Here is a 25,681-nt window from a genome sequence, read left to right on the forward strand (position 1 = left end):
CCCCGCCCATGGCCATGAAGCCCATCGAGATCCTGATCAACGCCAAGGACAACGCGTCTGCGGTGTTCGACAGCCTGAAAGCCCGGGTCATGGCCGTGGGCGTGGCCATCTTGGGCTACTTTGGTGTCCAGGCCTTCGCCGGCGCGGTCAAGGGCGCGGCCGACTTCGAGCAGGCCATGAGCCGCGTGCAAGCCGCCACCGGGGCGAGCGCGGCCGAAATGGCGCAGCTGCGCAAGGCGTCGGAAGACGCGGGCGCCAATACCAAATTCACCAGCACCGAGGCCGCGGGCGCGCTGGAGAACCTGGCCAAGGCGGGCTTGACGGCCAAGGACGCCATTGCCGCGCTGCCGGCCGTTCTCAACCTGGCGCAGGCCGGCGACATCGAGTTGGGCACCGCCAGCGAATTCCTCACCAAGGCCGTCATGGGCATGGGCCTGGCCTTCACGGACGCCGGCCGCGTGGCCGATGTGCTGGCGCTGGGCGCGAACGCCACCAACACCAGCGTGACCGGCCTGGCGCAGGCGCTGAGCTATGCCGCGCCGGTCGCGCAAAGCCTGGGCATGTCGCTCGAAAGCACGGTCGCCATCATCGGCAAGTTCGCTGATGCGGGCATCGATGCCAGCCGGGCGGGCACGGCCCTCAACAGCATCATGAGCCAGTTCGGTGACCCGGCGAGCAAGTTTCGCCAGGAACTTAGCGCGGCCGGCATCACCACCAGCAACTTCGAGACCGCGCTGCACCAGCTGGCCAAGGCCGGCCCGACTGGGGCCAAGGCCATCAATGCGGTCGGGCAGGAAGCCGGCCCGGCGCTGCGCGCCCTACTCAACCAGGGCATGGGCGCGCTGGACGAGCTGACCGCCAAGCTCAAGAATGCCGAGGGCAGCGCTGCCGCCACCGCCAAGGTCATGCAGGACAACCTGAACGGCTCGCTCAGCGGCCTGTCCAGCGCTTGGGACACGCTCAAGAACGCGCTGGCCACGCCCGTGCTGCCGGTGCTCAAGGATGGGGTTGACCAGCTGGCTGGCGCCTTCAAGTCGGCCGTGTCGGACGGCACCATTGCTCGCTTCGGCGAAGCCATTGCCGCGTCCTTTCAGGCGGGCATCAAGTGGGTGCGCGAATTTGCCGCGCAGATCGATTTCAAGCAGCTCACGGCCGACCTGCGCGCCTTTGCCGACCGTACCGGCGAAGCATTCATCCGGATCGGTGAGTACGCCACCACGGCGGGCAACAGTGTCCAGCTCGCCTATGGTGTGATGTCGGCTGGCACCAATGCCGTGCTGGGCAGCATCTATGCGCTGGGAAGCGGCTTTGCCACGGTGGCCAGCGGCATTCAGTCGGGCCTGGCAGCGCTCTACGAGGCGTCGAGCAAGGCCACCTTTGGCGCGCTGTCGCAGCAGTACAAGGCGATTGCAGCCGAGATCCGGCAATTGTCTGACGCCACGGCTGCGGCTGCACAGGCGCTGAGCGACAAATCCCGCGACGCGTTCCTGAGCGTGGCCGATGGTGCCCAGCTGGCCCGCGACGGCTTTACCGGGCTGGCCGGAGCCATGACGGGCGCCAAGCCAGCTGCCGACGCATCTGCCAAAGCGATTGACGATGTCGGCGCCAAGCTGGAAGCGACCCGCCAAAAAAGCCACGATGCCCAAAAGGCTACCGATGACAAACGCATTGCCGATGTTGCCGCCACAGTCGCCGTGCGCCAGCTCAAGGACGAATATGCCGCGCTGGTCGCCAGCGGAAACTTGCAAGCCGCCGCTGAAAAGATCAAGGACATCAACAAGGCCCTGCAGGCAACGCCTGCCGCCGCGAAAGACTCGGTCAAGGCGGCGCAGGACGCGGCCAAGCTCACGGCAGAAGCTTTCGAGGCGCTGGGCATTTCCAGCCAGGCCAGCTTGAAGCTGGTGGCCAGCTCGGCAAAGGTGTACTACGACCGCATCAAGGCCGATGGCACCTCGACCGCCGCCGACCTGTCCAACGCCTTCACGGCTTATGCCGAAAAAGCCATTGCCGCCAACAACGGCGTGGCCACGGAAACGATCAAGAGCCAGGCGGCCATGCGCGGCCTGGAGATCCAGACTGACAGCGCCGGCAAGTCCGTCGTCAAGGCCATGGGCGAAGGCCAGGCCGCAGCGGCCAAGCTGGGTGACCAGGTCAAGCTGACCGCCGAGCAGGTGAGGGCGCTTGAAGACGCGCAGGACCGCCTGGCGATGAAATACAAGCTCAGCAGCGATTACACCGAGCGCCAGATCTCGCTGATCGAAAAAGAAAACGCCCTGGTAGAGCGGCGCAACGCCCTGGAGCGCGAGCGCCTGAACATCGACAAGGAAGGCTACAGCCTGAACACGGCCGGCCAGCGGGTCAATGTCGCCGTGGAAAGCCAGGCCAGCATTTACCAGCGCGCCAAGGACTCCGGCCTGACCGAGGCGCAGGCGCTGGAACTGTCGAAGAAAACCGCGCTTCCCTACAACGGCTCCGGGCTCAAGGTCGCTTCGCCCCTGGACGACGGCTCGAACTGGAGCACCGACCTGCAAAAGAAGATCGACCAGCTCGTGCTGATCAACGCGGCCGGCTCGACCAGTGGCGCCCAGGCCAAGACCTACCGCGTCGTTTTGGAGAGCGCCGGCAAGTCCGAAGAGTTCAACCTGACCAGCGACGCGGACGCCCAGCGCCTGATCGCTGCCTTCCAAAACGCACGACTCACGGCCAGCTAAATGACCATCCTCCTCACCTACAACGGCACCACCGCCGCCCTCAGCGACCGCCTGCAATGGCTTGATGAATACGACTGGAGCCCGGTCGAGCAAAGCACCGAATTCAGCACCACCGGCGCCATGCTGGTCGATGTCGCGCTCAAGCTGGCCGGCCGGCCCATCACGCTCGAAGGCGCTGATACCGCCGCCTGGCTGACCCGTGCCGTGTGCGACACGCTGCAGGCCTGGGCCTCGCTGCCGGGCATCACCTTGACGTTGACCGTGCGCGGCGCGCCTCGCGCCGTCATGTTTGACCAGGCGAAAAAAGGCTTCACCGCCGCGCCCGTGTGGCGCCTGGCCGATGGCGAACACACCGACGAGACGCTGTACCTGCCCACCTTTCGATTCCTGGAGAAATAACCCAACATGGCCATCCTGACAGAAGACATCAAGCTGCTGAAATCCGCCGTCATGGCAGACGTGCCCGAGGGCGGCGGGGCCATGACGGGCGTCGTTGTCATTGACGGGCAGAGCAACAACCTGGTGCCCGACACGTCCGCCGTGAACCGGGCGCTGGGGGTTGTCAATGCCCGCAAACTGTTCGGCGTGGCGCACACCAGCGACACCGATACCCTGATGGGCGCGCACGCCATGGTGACGCAGGCCCCGGCTGATCCGCTGGTGCATTGCACCCTGATGGAAACGGCCAACTGGGCCGACACCCGCGCCGTTGCGCAGGACAGCATCGAAAAGTATCTGGTCAAGGGGCCACGCCTCGTGTTTCGCTTGTGGGACACGCACTACGCGGGATCGCTCCTGATCAAGCTCATCAGCATGGTGGAGGGCACCGCACCTGCCGGGGGCGACGCCATCGTGCTGCGCAACCCCAACGGGGACGAGCAGTATGTCCGCATCCTGCGGGTGAGCACGGCCACGCAGCAGGTCGCGGTGACGGAAAACGGCAGCACGGTGCTGGTCAACGCCACAGTGGCCACCTGCGACATCGGCAACCCGCTGGAGCGCGACATTTTCGGCCCGCCCGCGCTGCGCGTGGGACTGAACGAGGCCCTGTATGCACAAGCCTACTCCACCAACATCGCGGGCGGTGCCAAGTTCTACGGCATCAAGCCGCTGGCGTCGGCGGGCGCGCCGGGCGACTACAGCGTCATGGCCTCGGGCGGCATCTACACGCCCGTGGTGCCCGCCGCGACGGTCGAGTCCCCGATCATTGACCTCTACCCCCTCAAGGACCGCACCGGCATCGTCCCTACGGCCATGGCGCCCCTTGCGCTTCAACCCTTCACGACCTATCTGGGCGCCGGGGTGGTCCTGACGACCCCCACGCCGATTGCCCCCGGCACCTTGTCGCTTGTCTCGGTCAACTATGCCTTCACCGATGACCGGATAGGCAACCTGGTGATCGGCACGCTGGTGGTCGGCACGGTGGACTACAAGCTGGGCAAGATCGCTTTTGGGGGAGCCTCTCCGCAGTATGGACAGAACATCCTCCAGTTGACCTACTCGCCTGCCACCGTGGCACCGATGGCGAACCACTCCAGTTCCATGCTGGTGACCATTGCGAACCAGGGCAGGTCCTTTGTCAATGCATTTGAACCTGCACCAGCACCGGGCAGCTTCACGCTGTCCTACATGGCACAGGCCCGCTGGTACGACCTGACCGACAACGGCTCGGGCAAGATCGGCGGCGCGGACAGCAGCTATGGCGCGGGGACCCTGGACTCTGCCACCGGCTCGATGGGGGTCACGCTCGGCGCTGTGCCGGATGTGGGCTCGCTGCTGATCGCGGACTGGGGCGACAAAACCTCGGCCACGGCCATTGAGTCATCCCGCTTGCCGCTGCGCCTGGGCGCGCGACTGCCCTTGCCGGCAGGGGTCGGGGGTGCGATCACGATGACCTGGGCGCGGGCAGGCGTTACGTACAACGCCGCCATCGGTGTGGATGGGCAGGTCACGGGCGACGCGACGGGCTGGGCGGGCGGCGGCGTGGTCAATTTTGAGCCCAACGTGTTTCCGGCAGGTCCCGTGTCGATGTCGGGCGTTGCGTATGCCAACCGCGTCGATACCGTTGTCACGCCGGTCACCAACCCGGTCGCCTACACCTATCAGGCGAACGCGGCCAGCCTGCCCATTGCCGAGTTCACTTTTGCCGGCAAGCTGGCAGTGACCACGCCGCCGTATGCCGTCTATCCGGCCAGCGTGCTCGACGTGTTCGACCGGCGCGGCAAACTGTTTGCCCGATACCACGGCAACAAGGAAGATGGGATCGCCAACAACAACAGCGAACTGCTCGTCGGCACGATCAACTACGCCACGGGGCAGATCAGCCTGCGCACCGACTTCACCATGTTCATGTGGTACGAGACGGACAAGATTCCCCAGGCGACCGGGTGGGTCAAAGAGGTTTACAAGAGCCGCAGTCTAGTGCAGAGCGTCGTGCAGATCGCCGCGTTCGGGGCCTTGTCGGCACCCGACTACCACGCCGGGGCCACCACCCAGTACGTCACCACCTACGAAACGGTCAGCACGCAGACTCCCGTCACCAACGAAGCCACCGCGACGGCCTGGACCGGGGTGATCGGCACGGGCGGCGTGCCGCTGCTGGTGAGCAATCTGGCCTTCAAACTGGGCAGCGACAACTACACGGTCAAAGACGGCGTGCTGCGCCGGGGCTGGAACCCCCTCACTGGAGCGCCCCTGGTGGCGTCGGCGGGCACGCTCACCAGTGACGGCGTGATCACTGTTGCCATGCTCCCGGACAACTTCACAAATGGATTTGTATGGGCGAATGCTGCGCAGGACGCTTCGGCCAAACTGGTCGGAGGGGGCGTTTTTCGCACCGCGAGCGCACCCCTCAAGACCGGCGTGATGCAACTGCAGTCGGGCACAAGGATCGCCAATGCCAACGAGTCGGGCGTCCTTTCTGGGGGCAGTTTCACCGGGTCGGTGGACTTTCAGCGCGGTGTCGTCAAGTGGGCTTCCAGCCCGGAGATTCCCGCCGACTCGCTGAGCTACAACGCGGTCTTTTTGCAGTACCTGCCGCTGGACAAGGATTTGCTGGGCATCGACACGGTGCGCCTGCCGCTCGATGGCCGGGTGCCGATCTTTCGCACGGGCGACCTGGTGGTGGTGCACAACACCTTGACCATGCAACTGCCCAACCCGCTGGTCAAGGGCACGGCCTACCCGCTGGGGCGCGAACGCCTGGCGTCGGTGCGGGTCAAGGATTCGCTGGGGGTGCTGGTGCCGAGCAGCCTGTATGTCTCGGACCTCAACCCCGGCACGATCACTGTTCCCGCCGAGTCCACCATCACGGGGTACAGCCAGCCGCTGACCGTCGAGCACCGCATCGAGGACATGGTGGTGTGCTCGCTGGCCGACATTTCGGGGCAACTCAAGTTCACCCGCAGCTTGACGCATGACTTCCCGGCGAACACGTCCTTTGTGTCGAGCGCCTTGACCTTTGGCGACCTCTTTGCCCGGTGCTTCAACTACATCGAGCAGACGACCTGGACGGGCGCGTGGAGTGACGCGCTGATTGGCGCAGCCCCGGCAGCGGCGAATTTCAACGAAGGCCAGTACCCGGCTGTGACGACGAATCGCGGGGCCATCACCGAACGCTGGGCGCTGATCTTCACCAGCAACCTGTCGTTCAGGATCGTGGGCGAGTCGGTGGGCGACATCGGCACCAGCAGCACCTCGCTGGCGACGGCTCCGATCAATCCGGCAACGGGTGCGCCTTACTTCACGCTGCCCGCGTCAGGTTGGGGCAACGGCTGGTCGGCGGGCAACGTGCTGCGCTTCAACACGGCGGCGTGCGGCGCCCCGTTCTGGGTCGTGAGGACCGTGCTGCAAGGCCCGGCCACGCTCAACAGCGATGTCTTTTCCATCGCCTTTCGCGGCGACGTGGACCGTCCTTAATCTTTGCAATCAACTTCACTGAAAGAAAAACATGACCTCAGTTGTCGATACCTCGGTAAAACATTTTCACAGCGCCATGGTGGGCGCGCCCATCCTGAACGGCGTGGCGGGCTCCATGATTTCGCTGCTTGATGCCTGCCTGAAAGACGGCTTTGACACCAAGGTTGCCAGTTCGCTGGTGGTCTCGGGCGGCATTGCCACCTTGAGCTTCACGGGAACTCACAGCGCCTCGGTGGACTCGGTGGTGCTGGTCACAGGCAGTTCCATCGCCGCATTGAATGGCGAGCAGAAAGTCACGGCCATTGGCGCGGGTCTTGTGCGGTTTGCCACGGCAGCGGCAGACGGAGCGGCGGGAACGCCCAGCTTCAAGATGGCTCCTGCGGGCTGGCTCAAGCCTTTTGCGGGGACTAATTTGGCAGTGTACAAGAGCACGGATGTTGCAGGTACAGGGATGCACCTGCGTATGGACGACACGGACTCCACCGTGACCCGGGTGAGGGGCTATGAGACCATGAGCGACGTAAACACGGGGGCAGGCCCATTTCCGAGGGACGCTGACATTGCAGGCGGCGGGTACTGGCCTAAAAGCAGCATCGCTGGCACTACGCCGATCGGTTGGACGCTGATTGCCGATGGGCGTAAGTTTATTTTTTCGTGGGCAGCCTACGGCGCGAACAGTCCCAGTTATATAGGCGCTGCCACGCGGGGATTCGGTGACGATCTGGCAACGCGCCCCGGTGGGGACCCGTATGCCTGCACGCTGAGTTACGCGGATTCCGGGTCACCCAACGACACGTCAGGACTGTTGGACTACAACGCCGCGTTAAACCACGCTTCCCCTCGCGGGTACACGGGCCTGGGGTCGTGCGTGCGGCTCGCCTGTAGCCCGTACACGGGATTGAGCAGCCTTTCAGGGCAAGACAGTTTTTTCGGTGCTTTCCCCAGTGCGGTCGATGGCGGGCTTCGGCTGTCCAAGAAGTTCTTTGCAGCAGGTGCCAACCAACCGCCGCGTAGCGATTTACCGGGGCTTTACCACGTACCCATGAGCAACTTGCACCTTGCGTTCGGCCTGCGCGACGTGATCAGCGGAACAGGTGCGCTGGCAGGGCGAAAACTTCTGGCACTGCTGCCTACAGTCTCGCCCACATCGAACGGTGCATCGAACGGCATTTCGTTTGTGGACATCACGGGTCCTTGGAGATAAGCCATGACAGCACATCGTTACTGGCGCGCTGTCGCCATGGAAGCCTACGGGGCAGGCGAAGTGGAACTGAGTTGCTTTCACCTGCTTGACGCTGCGGGGGTGCGCGTGGATGCCTCTGCTACGCTGACCTCAAGCATTGCGCCTGCCACGGGGGCGGTTGCCAATTTGCAGGATGACAACGTAGGTACTGCTGCGCGCTGGCTGGCGCAATCCGTGGGGGGCCTGGCTCTGGCGTGGGACTTCGGAGGGAATCCTGCCAATGTGTACACCGTGCAACTTGCCGGGGACAGCTTCCCCCGGTTTTTGCTGATCGCGGCCCTTCAGTTCTCGGACGATGGGCTGGCGTGGGCCGAGCAGGCTGTGTACAGCGGCATCGCCTGGCCGGGGGCCAAGGCGAAGTCCTCACTGTCCGCCCCTGCCGTGGCTTCTGACTCGTTCACCTCCGACCCCACCAGCCGCATGACCGCGTTGCGCGGGGCGTGGGAGTGGTCCAGTGCAACGCAGGCCGTGCGGTGCAACACCTCCGATGCGAGCATGCTGCGCTTGGACGCCCTGCCGGCCCTCTCCCCCGGCATGTACATGGAAATGTCACAGCGCGTCGTGTCAGACCCCTACGGCATCCGGCACACCGGATTTTTTCTCAGCTACGGGTCCGGGGTGACAGGTGTTCGTATTGCGTCCATCACTGGAGGCTTAATAATGAGCCGGTGGGTCAACAACGCCGAGGATGCCGCATTTGCCACGGCCCCGAACCCTGCCGCTGCCGAGGTGGTAGTTGGGGATTTGGTGGTGTGGCGTGTCGAGTACCTGCCGGGAGGTGTTTTTAATCTGTCCTTGAACGGAACCTTGAGGCTGACAGGAACGTTGCCTAGCATTTCAGGCGACCTTTTTTGCGGCATATTCGGCTACGTTGGAGTGCAGGATACCGAGAACGTGACAACCGGACCCCCGATTTCCCCGTTTTTGGTGATGAACAAAGTCAAAGGCCGCGCAGCCTCAATCGACCCCCATTCTCTTGGCACCGGCCCTGCCATCGTCTACGGCATCCCGCAACTCAATGCGCCCGTCAATCTCACTATCGAGTCCGGTTCGGTCAAGGACCACAACTCGGGCGTGCTGGGCACTGGCAGAGGCCGCGTGGCAGGCACTGTCAAGGAAAAAGGCACGCCCGACGCCCCGGTGTACCGCAAGGTGCGACTGATCCGCGAGCGCGACGGGCTGCTGATTCGGGAAGCCTGGAGCAACCCCGCGACCGGCGCATACAGCTTCGACTACGTGGACGAACTGCAAAAATTCACCGTCCTGAGCTATGACCACACGGGCGCATTCCGCGCCGTGGTGGCCGATGGGCAAATCCCGGAGTTGATCGCATGACCACGCCACTGTCCCTCATTGCCCGCAAGGGTCAGCTCAAAGGCCTGGCTGGCGAACTGGTCGCAGGCGGCGCAGCCGCTGCAAGGTTCTACACCGGACTTCCGCCCGCGCTGCCCTCGGACGCACCGGGCTCCGCCACGCTGCTGGGCACCATCTTGCTGGCAACCCCGGTCGGGGTGGTCGGATCGTCGGGCGATCTGGCGCTGCTCACGCTAACCGTCCCGCGCGTGGCTGCGGCGTCGGCGTCGGGCACGATCGGATGGGTGCGCTTTGTCAACGCAGCGGGCGACGGGTTCATGGACCTGGAGGCCGGGCTGGCGGGCTCGGGCAAGCCGGTCATCGTCAATGTGTTGGAGATTTTCGCCAACGGCGAGTTGCAACTCGTCGCCTGCATCATCGCGGAATAAGCCGTGGCCGACATCCCCCTGATTTTTGGCACACCCCGGCTGGCCGGGTCGCCCACGCCCCTGATCTTTGGGGATGAGGGCGCGCCGGTCACGGCCCGCGTGTACGTCCTGCTGTCGGGCCGGGTGTCGGTGTCGGCGCAGGTGCGGCGGGACACGTCGATCCAGTTGCGCTTTGAGGCCGCGCCGCTGGCGGGCACCCCGACACACCTGCTGTTTGGCACTGTGCTAGACGAGGTGGTGGTACGCGATCCGGTGCTGGCCGAGATTGCCGTGCAGCTTTCTCCGAACGTCGAGGTTGCAGGTCAGGGCGTGATGCCCGTTCGCGCCGAGGCCTTGGTGCGGCTGTCGGGGGCGGTGCAGGTCACCAGCGCGACATTTTATGACGTGCGGGTCACGCCCTGGCTGGATCAGCGGATGGCCGCGATGCACCAGACGGCGCTGCCCGATCGGCGGGACCTTGCCAGTGAATCCGGCGTCACGCTGCCCCAGCGGCTCGCCCCGGAACTCCCCTGGCAGACGGCCATGCCTGCCGAAAACACAGCGGGCGCGGCATTCGATGCCGGAGTGCCCCAGCGTTTGCATGCACAGGGCGATTGGAAGACGGCAGTGCCCACCGTGATAGCCGCTGCCGCGCCGCACCAGAAAGCCGAGCCGCAGATTCACCTGGAAACGGTCCGCTACCAGGCGGCAGTGCAGTCGGTGCAGCAGGCCGCGTCACCCATGCAGACGGGGGCGTTACACACCCTGCATGCCGCAGCCACCTGGCAGTGGGCGCAGTCCAAAGTGCAGGGCCTGACCGGACGCAGTGGCGCGAGCCGCCGCCTGCGCGGCGCGGCGCAGGTGTCGTTTCCCTGGCAGGTGGCCGGGCAGGCAAAAAACGGCAAGAGCGCGTGGCCGCAGCCGCAGGCCGAAGGCCCAACCGTCTATCCGCGTGACGGGCACCTGCAGTTTGAGTGCCCGCCGCTGGCCGTCGCCCACCTGGTGTTCGGGGCGCGAGCCTGCTACCTGCCGCCTGTCATTCCCGGCACGGTCATCGTGCCCCTCCTGAGGACTTATGTGACCATCAATTCCATCACCCTGCGCCGCGTCGATGGCGACATGGCCATTCCCGCCTATGCCTTCCAGATGTCGCTCGATGTCGAGTCGTGGACCTGGTCCTGGAGCGCGTCCGTCCCGGCCGATGCCTTGCCCCTGGTGCAGCCCGGCAGCGACGGCGAGCCCGTCGAGGTCGAGGCCTTGGTCAACGGCGTGCCGTACCGGCTTTATGCCGAGGGCGTGAGCCGCCAGCGCCAGTTCGGCCAGGCGCGCATTGCGGTCAAGGGACGCGGCAAGGCGGCGATGCTCGACGCGCCGTATGCACCTAGCCTGAACTTCGGCAACCTGCAGGCCCGCACGGCCCAGCAGCTCATGACGGACGTCTTGACAGTCAACGGTGTCGGCATTGGCTGGGCGGTGGATTGGAATTTGACAGACTGGCTGGTGCCGGGCAGCACCTGGACGGCCCAAGGTGCCTACATTGCTGCAATCACAGCCATCGCGCAGGCCGCCGGCGGCTACGTGCAGCCGCACAACACCGCGCAGACGCTGCGCATCCTGCCGCGCTACCCGGCCGCGCCTTGGGAGTGGGGCAGTGTGACACCCGACGTCGAGCTGCCATCGGCCGTCGTTAGCGTCGAGGGCATCGACTGGACGCGCAAGGCGGACTACAACCGCGTGTTTGTCAGCGGCGTGGCCAACGGCGTGCTGGGTCAGGTCACCCGCGCCGGCACGGCCGGCAACAGTGTCGCGCCCATGGTGACGGATGCCTTGATCACGCATGCCGACGCGGCCCGCCAGCGCGGCCTGGCCATCCTGTCAGACACGGGCCAGCAGGCGCGGGTCACGCTCACGGTGCCGGTACTTAGCGAGACGGGCCTGATCAAACCCGGCCAGTTCGTGCGCTACCTGGACGGCGGGCAGTCGCGGCTGGGTTTGGTGCGCAGCACGTCGCTGGCATGGTCCCGCCCCAAGCTTCGCCAAACCATCGCGGTCGAGACCCACGCTTAAGGAGCACCCATGAGCAATCTATTCAAAGCGTTCCTCGATCTGTTGCCCGGCCGGCCGCTGCAGGTCGGCACCGTGCTGTCGGTGTCCAGTGGCATTGCCACGGTCGAGCTGCCAGGCGGTGGCCTCTTGCAGGCGCGTGGCCAGGCAGCCGCCGACCAGCGTGTCTTTGTCCGGGATGGGCAGATCGAGGGTCCTGCACCCAATCTGCCCGTCGAAATCATTGAAATCTAAAAAATCTAAAGGGGTGCGGTTTGATGCAAGACGACTTTGGCAACCTGGTGCATCCACCAGGCACGGCCGCATTGACAGCGCGGCTCGACGCGGGCGATGCGCGCATGACCCGGATCGAGCAGGATCTCGCGGTCAACACGACCGCGACACGCGAGACGGCAGACAACACGTCCGAGCTGGTGGATATCTTCAAGGCATTCAAGGGCGCGATGAAGGTGCTGGAGTATGTTGGCAAGCTGGCCAAGCCGTTGGGCTACATCCTCAAAGCAGGCCTGGCGGTCGCTGCCGTCTGGGTGGCGGTCAAGACGGGAGGGCAGTCGAGATGAGCGGCATGAAAAACCGGATCATGGTGGCGGCCCTGAGCCTGAGCGCGACGGCCCTGGTCGGGCTGGCGCTCGATGAGAGCTACACCAGCGCGGCCGTCATCCCGACCCGGGGCGATGTGCCGACGCTGGGCTTTGGCAGCACCACGCATGCCGATGGCCGGCCGGTGCGCATGGGCGACACCACCACGCCGGCAAAGGCGCTGGCCAGGACGCTGCAGTACCTCCAGGCGGACGAAGCCGACATGCGAAAGTCGCTCGATGGCGTGTCGCTGCACCAGGCTGAATATGACATCTACATAGACTGGCGCTACCAGTACGGCGCGACCACCTGGCGCAATTCGTCGATGCTGCGCGAGCTGCGCGCCGGCAACTACCCGGCTGCGTGCCAGGCGCTGCTGCGGTACCGGTTTTCAGCGGGCTACGACTGCTCGGTGCCAGGCAACCGGGTCTGCGCTGGTGTCTGGACGCGCCAGCAGGCCAGGCATGCGCAGTGCTTGGCGGCGCAATCATGAGCGCGTCAACCAAGATCATTGCTGCCTTGGCTGTTGCGCTGGCCTCGCTGCTGGCTGTTCTGGGTTTTGGCTATGAGCCTTGGGCAGCGCATCAGCAGGCCATTGGCGAAACGCGCGCCACCACGGCTTACAACTTGGCCATCCGGTCGCAGAAAGAAGAAGCCGGCAAGCTGCTGGCGACTGAAACTGAAAAAACTAAAGCCGCGAACCAGGCGCTCGCCGACTTCAGACTTCAACAGGAAAAAGACGATGTTCAAAACAAAAGCACTATTGCTGGTCTGGCTGTTCGCCTGCGTGCTGCTGCCGGGCCTGCTGCTCGGCTGCGCGACCCCCATGCTGCAGGATGTGGGGGCGGTGGTGGTGGCGCCCCGGCCGCAGATCCCGCCCGTGCCGAAGGTGGTGCAGCAGACGGAGCCGAGGCCGATGGGTTTTTATCAAAGCAGCTTACTGAATTTCTTCTCAGCCAGGCCGCAGACGCCGACCAGGTGAACCTGGCCTATACCTCTTGCCGGGCCGACAGCCTCAACCTGCGCGAGATGCTGAAGTGATATGGGGTCCGGCTGTGTGGCTGCTCATCTGGGAGCGGTGGCTGCCTAAAGCGCCCAAGAAATGATTGAGCTCAGCGCTGACAGTACCGCAAGCGGCCCTCGGCTAAACTCATCCATACAATCCACATCACTTTAGGCAAAGCGCCATATGCAGACACTTATCGACCAAATTGAGGCTTCCCTAGGATCTGGTTTGTATCTCCTGTCTTTATATGCAACCCTCACAATTCCTGATATTGCTGGCGCATTGTGTTCAGAAAACGGGGAGGCTACTGGAGCTAAATATAAAGATTGGTTCGAAAAGTGGGCTCGGCCCATGTTTGTGAAAAACACACTTGAGTCGGTACCGCCTCACCAACGCGAGTACATCAAAGAGATGAAAAATCCACTCACGGGTGATGCTTGTTATCGTTTTCGTTGTTCGCTGCTTCACCAAGGCAGCTCACAGCATCCAAAGAGCGCATTTAATCGCATCATATTTATTGAGCCTGGCGCAACATTAAGCGTGATCCATTACGGAAATATGGGCGGTGCACTTTGCATTGATCTCAACTTGTTTTGCCGTGAAATGATCAGCGGTGCGCGACTTTGGCTGCGTCAAGCTGCGCAAGATCCTTGCTACATAAAAAATCATAAGCAGTTTGCACGAAGGCACAAAAATGGTTTGGAACCATACATAGTTGGAGTCCCTGTAATCGGTTAACGCAACGAAGTTAGTCACGCTGCAGATTTCCACGGTCCATTGCTTACAAAATCAAAATGCAGCGTGGCCACGCTGCGACAAGCATTTATTGGTTAATAGCGTCAGCACCTAAGACTGAATTGCCGGTCTCGAGCTTTTCTTTTATTTTCTGAAATCCAGTCCTGCATCTGTCCACTTTGAGGATGTCGGGCCTGGGCGTCATAGTCGGTGATTCGAGCGTCAAGGGTTTTGCACTCGGCATTTCTGTCTTGTGCGGGGGAGGTCGTGACTGTCGTATGGGTGACGGTGTTCATGATGGCGGTTGAACGTCGTTGTTGTTCGGCAAGGTTGACTTGCTGATCAAAAGCCAGGCTGTCGGGAACGCTAACAATGCTGTCAATCAAGGCGCTGTGCTTGCTGCAGTGTGACTGAGCCCAAAAGGTCCCTCCGCTATAAGCTTTGCAAAGGTAAATCGAACCAGAATGAGCCAAAAAAGGAAATAAGGCTGCGATGAAAAGTAACCACTTCATTAGAAAACCTTCTTGGATATATTCTGATTTTGTTGATTGGCCATCAAAAATCTAATAGCATCACAAAAAAACAGGATGCATAGTCACGATTAAAGTGCTTTAGGTGTGATTGAATGAACTAGTAAGGCATGTCGTCACGCAAAAAAAGCCCGGCAGCTTTTGGCTGACGAGCTTTGAAACTAACTCGATCAGGTTATTTTTTCTTTGGCGGGCTTTCTATGACCGTTCTGTTTGGCGCTGTACGAGCACGATCCAAAGGAACGTACTGGCCGGAGCCTGCATCGCGAGCTTTGCTGCCAGGGGGTGGGGTACGCGTGGGAGATTTAGCCATGGTGACAATTTTTCTGCCCAAAGGGCGTTACAAAAAACCAGCAGTTCCAATCGCAAACCATGGCAAACTTGCACTTGTGTCGTGAAGATTGTTTGATCTGCACCTCCCCGTGCTGTAACGGTTCGGGTGCAAAAGCCAAGGTTGCCGCCTTGGCTTTTTGCATATAGACCTTGGCACTATATCTAGTGTCTAAAGATGTTGCAACCACTACCGGTAGTGTATCGCTGACCTGAACTAATGCGTTGAATAGCGCCGTGCAGACGTCTGCACTGGTATCTGTCAGAATGTTTTAATGATATGTATCAAAAAAACCGACTCTCCAGAACTGCCGACAGTCGCTTTTCTCGGGTTGAGCAAAGGGTAGGGTTAGGGTGCATCTACTGAGTTAAAGTCGCTGGAGGCTGTTTAATCACGTCATCATCGAAACGTCAAACTGTGAGTATTTACATTGGCAATGGTATTAAACATGGCATCAAACAAACACAAGCCCTTGAAACTCTTTGTTCATGCGGGTTTCAGGCGCTTGTTAACGATCGAGTGGGAGTAAGCCATTGACTGGCGAATGCGCTCGCCTGAACGTGTTGCGAAGCATTGCTGAGCCATGTCAAAAGCCCGGGATTCCAGCAAGTTTGTTCGGGGCCTGGATGTGATTCTGGACTAAGCTTGGGGCCATGTACCTGCCTTCCCATTTTGAGGGTGACCGCTCGCACGCAGCGGCCCTGATCCGTCAACATCCTTTTGCCAGCCTCATCAGCGTTGACGAGTCGGGTCTTCCTTTCATCACCCATTTGCCACTGCATCTGGAAATGGCTGACGACCCTGCCGGGCAACAGGCGTTCACCCTGCTGGGGCATGTTGCCAGGGGAAATCCCCATTGGCACTATTTGCGCGATCGACCGCAGGCTGTCGTGACTTTTCTCGGGCCGCATGCCTACCTGTCGCCCAAGGTTTACCCCGACCTGGCCCGGGTTCCGACCTGGAATTACCTGGCGGTGCACTGCACCGTGCAGGCAACGCTGCTTGAAGACGCTGCAGCCAAGGACAGTCTTCTGAAAAAACTGATTGGTGATCACGAGCCTGCCTATGCTGAACAGTGGCGGGGAATGGACGATGCGTATGCCCGAAAAATGCTGGCGGGCATCGTTGCGTTTGAGTTGCAGGTCACGGGCCTGCAATGCAAGTTAAAGCTCAACCAGCACCGGTCCGAAGCGGTTTTAGCAACGCAGGCCATTTACGAAAATGGCAATGATGCCGAACAGGATCTTGGGCGTTGGATGAAACACATCGTTAGCGGTTCAATACACAGTCGGAAAGATTGAAATGCGTCTGGTATTCGGGATGATCAGTTTGCTGACCGTGCTGGCCGTCGTTGGCCTGCTGGCAAAAAAGCAGCTGGCGGCCTTGACGGCAAAGCAAGATTCCGCGCTTGCCCGCCAGGCTGCCGCCGTGCCGGCCGGATCGCTGGGCATAAAAAATCCTCAGCTGCAGAGTCAGCAGATTCAGGAGCAAGTCAGGCAGTCGGTCGAAGCCGCCATGCAACAGCCGCGAACTGTTGATGGAGAGTAAAAAGTGGCAATTGCGCAATACCCTATTGTGTTTGTAGCTATACTTTAAGTAGCAAATGAACGATGCCGACTTTATGGTACTGGCCCTTGACCAGGCCAGGATGGCAGCCTCGTCCGGAGAAGTCCCTGTCGGAGCTGTGGTCGTTCGGCAAGGCCAAGTGATTGCCACTGGCCGCAATGCCTTGGTCCGTGGCCATGATCCCACCGCCCACGCCGAGATCGTAGCCTTGCGCGCCGCAGCCAAAGTCCTCGGAAACTACAGGCTGGACGAATGCGAACTGTTTGTCACGCTGGAGCCATGCGCGATGTGCTGTGGCGCCATCCTGAACGCACGGCTCAAACGCGTGATCTTTGGTGCCCCTGAGCCCAAGACAGGCGCGGCTGGCTCTGTCATCAACCTGTTTGCACAAACCACGCTCAACCACCAAACCGAGTGGCAGGGCGGGGTGCTGGCCGAGGCGAGCCGCGCGCTGATGCAGGATTTTTTCCGCCAGCGGCGGCATGAGCAGCGTGAGTCGGCACGACAGCGCCATCCCTTGCGCGATGACGCACTGCGAACGCCCGATGCCGCCTTCGCTGGTTTGCCTGCCTATCCCTGGACTCCACACTACCGCAGCGATTTACCAGCTCTGGACCGCTTGCGAATGCATTATCTTGACGAACAGGTGGTCGTGCCTGAAATAGACGCCAAGCCGGTACCGGTCAGCTACCTGTGCCTGCATGACCTTCCAGGCTGGAGTTATGGGTTTCGTCAGCTGATTCCCTTCTTGCTGGGCGCTGGTGACCGGGTCGTCGTACCGGATCTGATCGGATTCGGCAAAAGCGACAAGCCCAAGAAGGCTGCTTTCCATACCTTCTCAAGGCATCGCCAGGTACTGGTTGAACTGGTTGAAGCACTGGATCTGCGCAACATCGTGCTGGTGCTTCCTGAATGGCAAAGCCTGCTGGGGTTGACGCTGCCGATGGCCGCACCGCTGCGTTACCGAGGCCTGCGGCTCATGAATGCCGAGGGCCGTTTGATCGAAGATGAACAGCCCTTGAGCGGGGGGCTTGTGCTGTGGAAACAAGCAGGAAAAATCAAGTCAAGAAATCAAATCGGCCCAGGATGCGACGCACCATTTCCCGGACCTAGCTATCGGGCAGGAGCGCTTGCACTTTCTGCGTTGGCACCGGATTTCGAGGATGCTCAAAAATTTGATGTTTTCACAGAAGCTGAACGGTTCTGGACGCTTCATATCAAGAGCTAAATGCGAGTCATGAGGCTGGATCGAACCAATTTAATTTATTAATGTAATTTACATGAATATTTGATGCAAAACCATGGGCCAGACCAACGAGTTTTCAGGCTACACAATGGGATACTTGGGCCGTGAAAAAACATATCTACATTTACTCTCCCTCCAGTGCAATACGCGACAAAGCTGCTTTCAAACGCGGGCTCAAGCGCCTGACGGCATCAGGGTATGAGGTCGAGGTCGATGAGGCTGCATTGGCAAGCCATCAGAGATTTGCGGGGAATGATGAAACACGTCTTGCAGCCATTCACCGGGCTTCAGTCAGCGGTGCCGATGTAGCGCTAATTTCTCGTGGAGGCTATGGCCTTACACGTATTCTTCCCGCCATTGATTACGAAGCTGTTGCGAAAGCTGTGGCCCGTGGTACGCAGTTTGTCGGATTTAGTGACTTCACTGCATTCCAGATGGCGCTATTGGCAAAAACAGGCGCTGTGACCTGGGCAGGACCGGCGCTGGGTGAAGATTTTGGCGCTGCTGCAGGCGCTGACGACATCATGGAAGCCTGTTTTGACGATCTGGTGACTGGACAAGGGGAGGGTAGCGGCTGGCGGTTGCCCAAAACAGCTATTAAAAAAATAGCTGAAGATACAGTTCCATCATGTGAAAATTCTATGAATGATACTTACAGTATTCATGATGCCGTGCTTTGGGGTGGCAATCTGGCCATGCTGGCTTCACTGGTCGGAACACCTTTTCTTCCTGTCGTGAAAAATGGCATTTTATTCATTGAGGATGTTGGCGAGCATCCTTACCGCGTGGAACGAATGCTCGCCCAACTGCTCCAGGCCGGCGTGCTGGCGCAGCAAAAAGCAATCATATTCGGCCAGTTCACCCATTACAAACTGGTGCCTCACGACAAAGGCTACAAGATAGCCAGTGTGATCGCGTGGTTGCAAAGTCAGGTGACTGCGCAGGTTCTCACCGGACTTCCCTTCGGGCATGTCGCCACTAAAGTTGTGTTGCCGGTGGGCCTGCCCGTGACACTTGCTGTGGAGGGACGAGACGCATTTTTGCTTTGGGGTCACCAGCATTGAACAGCATGTCAGCCATGCTGTAATCAAACCTCCTACAACAGGCAGCATCAACAGCACATGGCAGAACTCACCGTCGTTTTTGCGGACCTCACTGGAAGCACGGGCGTTTTCGAAAAACTTGGCAATGTCAAGGCCGCCCAGGCTATCACCCGTCTGACGCAGTGGATAGGCCAGGTCTGTGAAATGCACAGCGGACATGTCGTGAAGTACTTGGGCGATGGCGTCCTGATCTTGTTCAAGGAAAGCCGGGATGCGGTTGCGGCTGCAAGCGAGCTTCAGAAAATTCACTATGACCGAATCCGCCATTGGCCGCTTCCCCTCAAAATGAGGCTCCAGATAGGCATGGCACGTGGCGATGTTGTCGAACAGGACGGCGATTGCTATGGCGATGCAGTCAATGTGGCATCCCGATTGAGCGATTTATCGGGCTCCGATCAGATACTTGTCAGTGAAAGCGTGATCCAGCAGCTACCGGATACTTTCGCAGTTCGCTCCCGCTGTCTTGGCCCCATGGTGATCAGGGGCCGAACCGAGTCATGCGTTGTGCATCGTGTCGAATGGCAGGACGAGGTGCTTTCTGAGGTATTCACCATGCCCGCCGGCTTGATGTCTTCGACCCTTGATAAGCACGACGTCAATCCAGTCTTCATTGAGTTGTCTTGGCTTGATCTGAACGCGAGGTTTACCGCTGCGGAGCTTCCCGTTTATCTTGGCCGCGATGCTGACGCCCAATTTATAGTTCAAGATCCCAGGGTGTCACGTAGACATGCCATGATTGAACGGCGCGCCGGAAAGTTCTATTTGAAGGACATCAGCAGCTACGGCACCTGGGTCCGGTTTTCCAACGGTGAATCGATCATTCCGTTGCGCCGCCAAGATTGTGTATTGCTGCAAAATGGGGAAATGGCACTTGGTGCATCTTTTGAAGATTTCACTGTACCCACTGTTGCCTTCAAGCTTCAGGAAGCATCTGATCGCTAGACCGTCAGGCTGGAACTGCGTCAACATTCAGCCGATCCCAGTGGCGATGAAGGGCTATGGCTGCCTGAAAGTCCTGTGACACCTGCCCATCGAGTACCTTGCGCGCATCGGCCAATATAACGCCTGGTGTTGGTACATTGACCAACTCCGGGTTCTTTTCAATGCTGAAACCTAAAGTGACCAACAGTTGATGGCCTTCATTCAAGGCGCAAATGGTTTTTCCGTGCTTATAGGCTTCAAGAACAAAATGAACAGCTTCGCCCAGACGACTTAAGGCTGCCGTGCTTTCCTCGCCCCCTGGAATCACGATTGCGTCGAACATGACTGAAGGCATGGTAATAAAGGTGTGGTCAACGACAAGCTGTTTGCCTGCAGCCGTACAGACGCTTCCCAGTTGCGACCCTATAAGCTTGCAGATAGCTCCTGCTGCGGTCATGTCGAGCACAAGACGTCGCAAGGCAGGCGCATCGACACCGTCGGCCACCAGGACGGCAATTTTTCGGGTCTTTATGCTGGCGCCAACTCGTGTCGCCATACTCAACGCAGCATCTTCGCTGACTTTCAAAGCGATCCGATAATCGCGATAACCAGTTCGGCCCGCCGCTGCTTTTGGGTCTGGCGCATTGATTCCCAATGGCAAGGCCACGCGGGCCGCCAGTTTGAGATCAACATGCGCAAGGTTATCGACCATCCTCTGGCGAATCTCGGATACTTCTACCCTTGACAATTCAAATCTGAAGGCTGCAACGATATGGTCTTTTTCGCTGACACTCTGACTGTTCCAAAATAAGGTCGCCTGAGAAAAATGGTCTTCAAACGAGGGAAGCCGACGCCGTGACTTGGATACTCCAAGCTGGTCGGGATGGGATTGAAATCCATCGGCGGCACCATCCACGCGGAGTTCGATCCCGTTGGCCAGAGTGTTGGGTTCATACGCGACCTGGCCCTTGTTGATGGATTGGCGATGAAGGCCCCCGCGCTGATAATTGTGAATGGGGCAAACGCTGCGGTTGATTGGAATTTCATGAAAATTCGAACCCCCCAGCCGCGTCAACTGCGAGTCTGTATAAGAAAAAAGGCGGCCTTGTAAAAGAGGGTCATTGGAGAAGTCTATTCCTGGTACGAGATTTCCGGGGTGAAAAGCAACTTGCTCGGTTTCTGAGAAAAAATTCTCGACATTGCGGTTCAGCACCATTTTTCCAATCATCTGCACCGGTACCTGAGATTCCGGAATCAGCTTCGTAGGATCGAGAATGTCGAAGCCCAAGTCATTTTCCCGGCCCGCATCGACGATTTGCACGCCCAGTTCCCATTCTGGAAAATTGCCGGCTTCAATAGCTTCCCAAAGGTCTCGACGAAGAAAGTCCGGATCCTTGCCGGCTATTTTTTGGGCTTCATCCCAGTCAAGTCCATGTACGCCCAGCTTCGGTTTCCAGTGAAACTTGACAAAGAAGGCGTCGTTTCTTGCATTGATGAAGCGGAATGCATGCACACCAAACCCTTCCATCATGCGAAAGCTGCGTGGCAATCCACGATCCGACATGGTCCACATCAGCATATGGGTGACTTCAGGCACCAGGGAAGCAAAATCCCAGAAGGTATCGTGCGCGCTGCTGGCTTGCGGCATTTCATGGTGGGGCTCAGGTTTGAGCGCGTGGATCAGATCCGGAAATTTAATCGCGTCCTGAATGTAAAACACCGGCATGCTATTTCCCACAAGGTCATAATTTCCTTCTTGTGTGTAGAATTTCACGGCAAATCCACGTACATCCCGTACCGTGTCGGCTGATCCTTGAGATCCTGACGCTCCGGAAAATCGTACGAAAATGGGAGTTTCAATGTCCGAATCCTGTAAAAAAGCTGCGCTTGTGTACTGCACCATGGATTTGTAGAGCTTGAAAAATCCATGCGCGCCACAGCCCCGGGCATTGACTACACGCTCAGGAATACGTTCATGACTGAAGTGCGTTAACTTTTCGCGGAGAATGAAGTCTTCGAGCAGAGTAGGGCCGTTGTCGCCGGCTTTGAGCGAATTGTGATTGTCTGCAAGTTGCACACCTTGATTACTCGTCAATCCCGGACTTGCAGCCAAAGTGAACGCCTCGAGTTGCGCCAACTTTTCGTGAGCAAGCTTTGCTGGAACTGAAGTGTTGCGCGGGTTGGACGCATTGCGTTTTGGAAGCAACGACATTAAATTTCCTTGGTGATATCCGGCTTCAAAACGGCATCGATGCTTAAAAACTCATACCCATTTCGGGTAAGGAAGAATTCCAAGGATATGTTTTTCACTGAGCATTTTGCGTAGGTTGATGTCCCTGTCTAAGGAAAGAAATGGAAGTTTTCTGTTGGGCAAAGCCTGAGTCAAATATAAAACAATGTAATCTACAAATTTTTAATAACAAAGTTCATGAAAAAATGAAGTAAAAATGCTAGAAAAGATACCAGTTCCTCAACCAAACCCACCGGTCCCAGTGCCCGACAGCAGCCGTCCGATCGTCATTCCACCAGAATCTTCCAAGCCAATAGAGATTGACGAGCCACCTCCATCAGAGCCAGCCTTTCCAATCCGCGAACTTGGTATGCAACACCAGCCGCAGATTGTGAGTGTCAATACAAATGGACAAATCTGCACTCGGTTAGCGCTGGGCAGGAACGATGGTTTTCTGCCTTTGATATTCATCCTTCTTCATGGCCAGGTAACTGGGGCGGTCCACTTCACGTAGCTGCAACGCATACTCTTCGGTCGCATCAAACCAGTACTGCAATCTTGCTTCTACCGGTTGCGGCGGGGAGTGTTTAAGTGATGCAAGGTAAGCTTCCATTGCAAGGTAATAACGCATGGTGTTTCGTTCTACGGCACCGCGCATTCCTCCGACATAAGCAGAGTTTTCATCGGACGTAAGCTTGGTGAAACCTACTTTACCGCGACCCAGAGTTGATAGGTAGGTCTGCATGGCCAATTTGCCAGCCAACCCATATCCGTAGGAATAGCGAAGATTGATAAACGTTTTATCTTCAGACAAAGGGACGGCGCGCAGTTGCAACTGGTAGTCGGTCGTATTCAAAGGCCCTTTGTTCGCATGCAATTCAACTGCCAGGTATTGGGGCGTTTCCGCAGTAACGCGATACGAAAATTCGAGCATAAAGGTGTCTGCAAGTTGCTGAGGCGTTTTTTTGCCGATATTGACTGCAAGCTTGGCGGGTTTGGCTGATTCAGGACTTGCATGGCAGTATTTGGTATTCAAATGCAGTATCAGTACTTCACACCAGAGATCAGGTTTTTTAAAAGTGGTACTTACCGCGCTAAACGGTGAATCTAATATGGCGTAAACGTCACTAGTGACTGTGTCAACATTTTCTGCTGATTCGAAAACTAAAGGGCGATGATAAACATTTTTCGTCAACTGAGGTTTAAGCATTGCATGCTTTTCAAGCAGAGCTGAAGCCCTTGACTCGCCGTTCGTGGTCGAAACAGACTGCGAAAAAGCATTTCCAATACAGGTGCAGGCAATGATTGCAGAAGTACCGAACACCAGTAGTGTTTTTTTTTGGAAGTTGAAATTCAATATTTTTTTCATCTTTCAAGTTTGCCAGTAAGCGCCCTGATATCTGGTAACAACATCTTTCGTCCTACAAACACTGTCATTCGCGGCGGCCTGCAAGCAGGCAAATCGAAGAACTTGTAAACCAAAAATTGCGTTACAAGGAATTGTCAAATAGGTGCGCTACCTGGCTTGACAGTGCGGCACCTGCACGGCTGTAGCCGATCACTGTTGCGACACTTTGATGACCGGTCATCGCCATGGTTTCGGCCAATGGCATGTTTTGACGTCCCGCTTCAGTGATGAATCCCGAGCGAAGTGAATGGGCTGAAAAACTGCCTTCAACACCTGAAAGGGTACAACGGTATTTCACGATATCACGCACGGCGGCAGCTGCCAGCGCCGGGCCAAGTTGCCCTCCCTTTCGGACTTGCCTGAAGATCGGACCTTCAAAAATTCCTGAGGCTTGAAGCCACGCGGTCATTGCAGCTGCGGCACTTCCCAGCAGGGGTTTTTCGTTTTCCGGCCGTTCCCGACCAGCCTGGTTGGTTTTTGAATGCGCCAAGGTATATATGAATCCGTTGGGAACACGTTTCAAGAATTTCATGTCTGCATTGGCAACTTCAGACCGTCGTCGCCCCCCACTGGCCCAGGCGAAGAGCAGAAGCGCACGGTCTCTAAGGCCGCGAAGGCTGTCGTCACAGCTGTTCAGAATCAGCTGGAGTGGATCCTTGGTCAATGCATCTTTTTTATTGGGAAGGACGCCACGTTTTGCATACGCCTTGCGTATGCGTGAAAGCAATTCCCTGATCTTGTAGTCATGGCACGGATTCGTCTGTTTTTCAATCTGGTGAGCCTTCGACAGAACGGCAATTCTATGCACCATGGTGTTGTGAGCAAGCGGACCTGGTTTTCCCTTGTAGCCGCTATTGACAAGCGCCATGTCAATGCAAGGGGGTAGTTCCGATACAAGGCCTTTTTCGGTGGTTCGCTGCGCATGATCAACGATGAACTGCAAAACCGACGAAACAGGCACCGGCAACTGGATCGGACAACCGTAGCGCATTGCATGCCACGCTGCCCAGTACTTTAGTGCGCTACGGTAGCTAGCAAGCGTATTTGCCGATTCACCTTCTCGTAGTAAATCCTCAACTGCACTTTGGGCGTCGACATCCAGCACAGAAGGATTCAGTGCAGAAATATGACTATTTAAGATAATTTGCACGATCGTTTGCATTCTCTATAATTTCATACATAAAATGTATGTTGTATAACAATTTAACAAATTTTGATCTCGATAACATTCTTTTATCGAGGGTAAATTTATCATGGAAGGATTGAGATGGAAACTAGAAGTTTTAACAACAGAGGTGTTCAACAAGAAGACGTATGGTCTGCTGCAGACAGTCTGATAGCGGATGGGCTCAGGCCGACTATTGAGCGGGTCAGACAAAAGATAGGCAGGGGATCGCCAAACACGGTCAGCCCGATGCTGGAAACATGGTTTGCGACTTTGGCTTCGCGACTTGGTGTCAATAAGCAAGCTAGTGAGTCTGAGCATGTTCCAAAAGCACTTCAACAAGCGATCAAAGCTGCCTGGGAAATTGCTTTGGCAAAAGGCCGGGAAGAATCTGCGCTGGAAATCGTACGGGCGCAAGATGATCTGGCGCAGGCCACCCTGATGGTACAAAACCGCGAGGTCGAACTTGTTCAGATGGAGCAGGTACGAGCAGTAAAACAGCAGGCGCTTGAAGATGCTCTCAATTCGGCTAAAAATATCACCGAAGATGCACTTGCAAGACTGAGTGAAGCCCAACAGTTGGCAAGCAGGCGTGATAGGGAAATTCAAAACCTTCACGCCAGACTAATTACCGTAGAAACAGCGCGTGACTCAGAAATTCGCCAACATCAGGAAATAACTGCCGACTACCTCAGTGAAAGACAAAAACTCGAAGAGCGCGCCCAGGCTACGCAGCATAGGTTACTCGAAGAAATCGACCGGGCCAGGCAGAAAACAATAAAAATCTCCAGCGATGCACAAGCAGTCGAGAGACAATTTGCAGCCGAGAAAATTCTGCGGGAAGAGAAAATACGGACTCTTGAAAAAGAGCAGTCAACAATCCAAGCCCTGTATGCGGCCCAATCAATAGATATTCATGCGCTTCGGGAAACCCTCGCCGTTTCCGACTCGCGTTCACATGAAATTAAAACTCTGTTGAAAGCACAACTGGACGATAGCAAAAAAGCAGTTGCACGTTTGACAGACGCTCTGTTGAATCGGGAAACTGCACCGGCCGCAGGAGCGAGATTTCTGGCGAAAAAGTTAAAACGGACTCGTAGTACTCGTAAGGGATGAACACTGAAACTGAAGCAAAACCGCAACAAATCGCTTTACTTCAGCAATCATTTACTTAACATAATATACATCGTGGAAGGTCAAGCTG

Annotated in this window: 22 protein-coding genes; 18 read left to right on the forward strand and 4 right to left on the reverse strand. The window is 58.0% G+C overall.

All coding sequences use genetic code 11. The features are described 5' to 3' along the window. Window positions 1-8: 8 nt before the first annotated feature. The 12 genes from EC86_RS0106555 (at window position 9) to EC86_RS27595 (ending at window position 13,980) form a co-directional block, all read left to right on the forward strand. A complete protein-coding gene (locus EC86_RS0106555) occupies window positions 9-2,711 on the forward strand; it encodes a phage tail tape measure protein (RefSeq protein WP_051675760.1) in 2,703 nt (900 codons plus the stop codon). Beyond that, window positions 2,712-3,110: a hypothetical protein gene (locus EC86_RS0106560; protein ID WP_029524870.1), complete on the forward strand. Its 399-nt coding sequence runs from the start codon at window positions 2,712-2,714 to the stop codon at window positions 3,108-3,110. 6 nt (window positions 3,111-3,116) lie between these two features. Beyond that, the gene (locus EC86_RS0106565; protein WP_029524871.1) at window positions 3,117-6,629 is read left to right on the forward strand and encodes a hypothetical protein; all 3,513 of its coding nucleotides are present in this window, start codon (window positions 3,117-3,119) and stop codon (window positions 6,627-6,629) included. Window positions 6,630-6,660: 31 nt separating this feature from the next. Further along, complete coding sequence (locus tag EC86_RS0106570; protein ID WP_029524872.1) at window positions 6,661-7,833, forward strand: hypothetical protein; 1,173 nt, start codon at window positions 6,661-6,663, stop codon at window positions 7,831-7,833. Window positions 7,834-7,836: 3 nt separating this feature from the next. Continuing rightward, window positions 7,837-9,207: a hypothetical protein gene (locus tag EC86_RS26970; protein WP_051675762.1), complete on the forward strand. Its 1,371-nt coding sequence runs from the start codon at window positions 7,837-7,839 to the stop codon at window positions 9,205-9,207. Next, entirely contained in the window at window positions 9,204-9,614 is a 411-nt protein-coding gene (locus EC86_RS0106580; protein ID WP_029524874.1) for a hypothetical protein, read from the forward strand. The genes EC86_RS26970 and EC86_RS0106580 overlap by 4 nt, the downstream gene beginning before the upstream one ends. Window positions 9,615-9,617: 3 nt before the next feature. Continuing rightward, entirely contained in the window at window positions 9,618-11,660 is a 2,043-nt protein-coding gene (locus EC86_RS26975) for a hypothetical protein (protein ID WP_051675763.1), read from the forward strand. 9 nt (window positions 11,661-11,669) lie between these two features. Next, window positions 11,670-11,891, forward strand: a complete 222-nt coding sequence (locus EC86_RS0106590; RefSeq protein ID WP_029524876.1) for a hypothetical protein — start codon at window positions 11,670-11,672, stop codon at window positions 11,889-11,891. A gap of 23 nt (window positions 11,892-11,914) precedes the next feature. Next, the gene (locus EC86_RS0106595; protein ID WP_029524877.1) at window positions 11,915-12,217 is read left to right on the forward strand and encodes a hypothetical protein; all 303 of its coding nucleotides are present in this window, start codon (window positions 11,915-11,917) and stop codon (window positions 12,215-12,217) included. Then, window positions 12,214-12,729 (forward strand): glycoside hydrolase family protein, encoded by a 516-nt coding sequence (locus EC86_RS0106600; RefSeq protein WP_036771925.1) that lies wholly within the window; start codon window positions 12,214-12,216, stop codon window positions 12,727-12,729. The genes EC86_RS0106595 and EC86_RS0106600 overlap by 4 nt, the downstream gene beginning before the upstream one ends. Beyond that, window positions 12,726-13,277, forward strand: a complete 552-nt coding sequence (locus tag EC86_RS28630; protein WP_156955252.1) for a hypothetical protein — start codon at window positions 12,726-12,728, stop codon at window positions 13,275-13,277. The genes EC86_RS0106600 and EC86_RS28630 overlap by 4 nt, the downstream gene beginning before the upstream one ends. Before the next feature lie 148 nt (window positions 13,278-13,425). Next, complete coding sequence (locus EC86_RS27595) at window positions 13,426-13,980, forward strand: hypothetical protein (RefSeq protein WP_084181213.1); 555 nt, start codon at window positions 13,426-13,428, stop codon at window positions 13,978-13,980. A gap of 101 nt (window positions 13,981-14,081) precedes the next feature. On the opposite strand, the gene EC86_RS28635 is transcribed toward EC86_RS27595, so the two are convergent. Next, complete coding sequence (locus EC86_RS28635) at window positions 14,082-14,489, reverse strand: hypothetical protein (RefSeq protein ID WP_156955253.1); 408 nt, start codon at window positions 14,487-14,489, stop codon at window positions 14,082-14,084. Window positions 14,490-15,491: 1,002 nt separating this feature from the next. Between EC86_RS28635 and EC86_RS0106620 the strand changes: the two genes are divergently transcribed. From EC86_RS0106620 to EC86_RS0106640, 5 genes are all read left to right on the forward strand, one after another. Next, window positions 15,492-16,139: an FMN-binding negative transcriptional regulator gene (locus EC86_RS0106620; RefSeq protein ID WP_029524882.1), complete on the forward strand. Its 648-nt coding sequence runs from the start codon at window positions 15,492-15,494 to the stop codon at window positions 16,137-16,139. A 1-nt stretch (window position 16,140) separates the two neighbouring features. Continuing rightward, window positions 16,141-16,386 (forward strand): hypothetical protein, encoded by a 246-nt coding sequence (locus EC86_RS0106625; protein ID WP_029524883.1) that lies wholly within the window; start codon window positions 16,141-16,143, stop codon window positions 16,384-16,386. A 55-nt stretch (window positions 16,387-16,441) separates the two neighbouring features. After that, entirely contained in the window at window positions 16,442-17,632 is a 1,191-nt protein-coding gene (tadA, locus tag EC86_RS0106630; RefSeq protein WP_051675764.1) for a tRNA adenosine(34) deaminase TadA, read from the forward strand. Between the two features lie 122 nt (window positions 17,633-17,754). Next, window positions 17,755-18,714, forward strand: coding sequence for an LD-carboxypeptidase (locus EC86_RS0106635; protein WP_029524885.1), 960 nt, complete (start codon window positions 17,755-17,757; stop codon window positions 18,712-18,714). 57 nt (window positions 18,715-18,771) lie between these two features. Further along, window positions 18,772-19,695, forward strand: a complete 924-nt coding sequence (locus tag EC86_RS0106640; protein ID WP_029524886.1) for an adenylate/guanylate cyclase domain-containing protein — start codon at window positions 18,772-18,774, stop codon at window positions 19,693-19,695. A gap of 4 nt (window positions 19,696-19,699) precedes the next feature. Here the strand turns inward: EC86_RS0106640 and EC86_RS0106645 are convergent, their stop codons facing one another. The 3 genes from EC86_RS0106645 to EC86_RS27600 form a co-directional block, all read right to left on the reverse strand. Further along, window positions 19,700-21,886 carry a catalase gene (locus EC86_RS0106645; protein ID WP_029524887.1) on the reverse strand — a complete coding sequence of 729 codons (2,187 nt, stop codon included), beginning with the start codon at window positions 21,884-21,886 and terminating at the stop codon, window positions 19,700-19,702. A gap of 445 nt (window positions 21,887-22,331) precedes the next feature. Continuing rightward, on the reverse strand, window positions 22,332-23,273 hold the full coding sequence (locus EC86_RS0106650; RefSeq protein ID WP_029524888.1) for a hypothetical protein: 942 nt from the start codon (window positions 23,271-23,273) through the stop codon (window positions 22,332-22,334). Between the two features lie 121 nt (window positions 23,274-23,394). Then, entirely contained in the window at window positions 23,395-24,474 is a 1,080-nt protein-coding gene (locus EC86_RS27600; protein ID WP_084181215.1) for a tyrosine-type recombinase/integrase, read from the reverse strand. 105 nt (window positions 24,475-24,579) lie between these two features. Here EC86_RS27600 and EC86_RS0106660 point away from each other — a divergent pair, with 105 nt between their 5' ends. Further along, the gene (locus EC86_RS0106660; RefSeq protein ID WP_051675765.1) at window positions 24,580-25,593 is read left to right on the forward strand and encodes a DNA-binding protein; all 1,014 of its coding nucleotides are present in this window, start codon (window positions 24,580-24,582) and stop codon (window positions 25,591-25,593) included. The last annotated feature ends 88 nt before the right edge of the window (window positions 25,594-25,681 follow it).

The organism is Polaromonas glacialis, from assembly GCF_000709345.1.
Lineage (GTDB): Bacteria > Pseudomonadota > Gammaproteobacteria > Burkholderiales > Burkholderiaceae_C > Polaromonas > Polaromonas glacialis.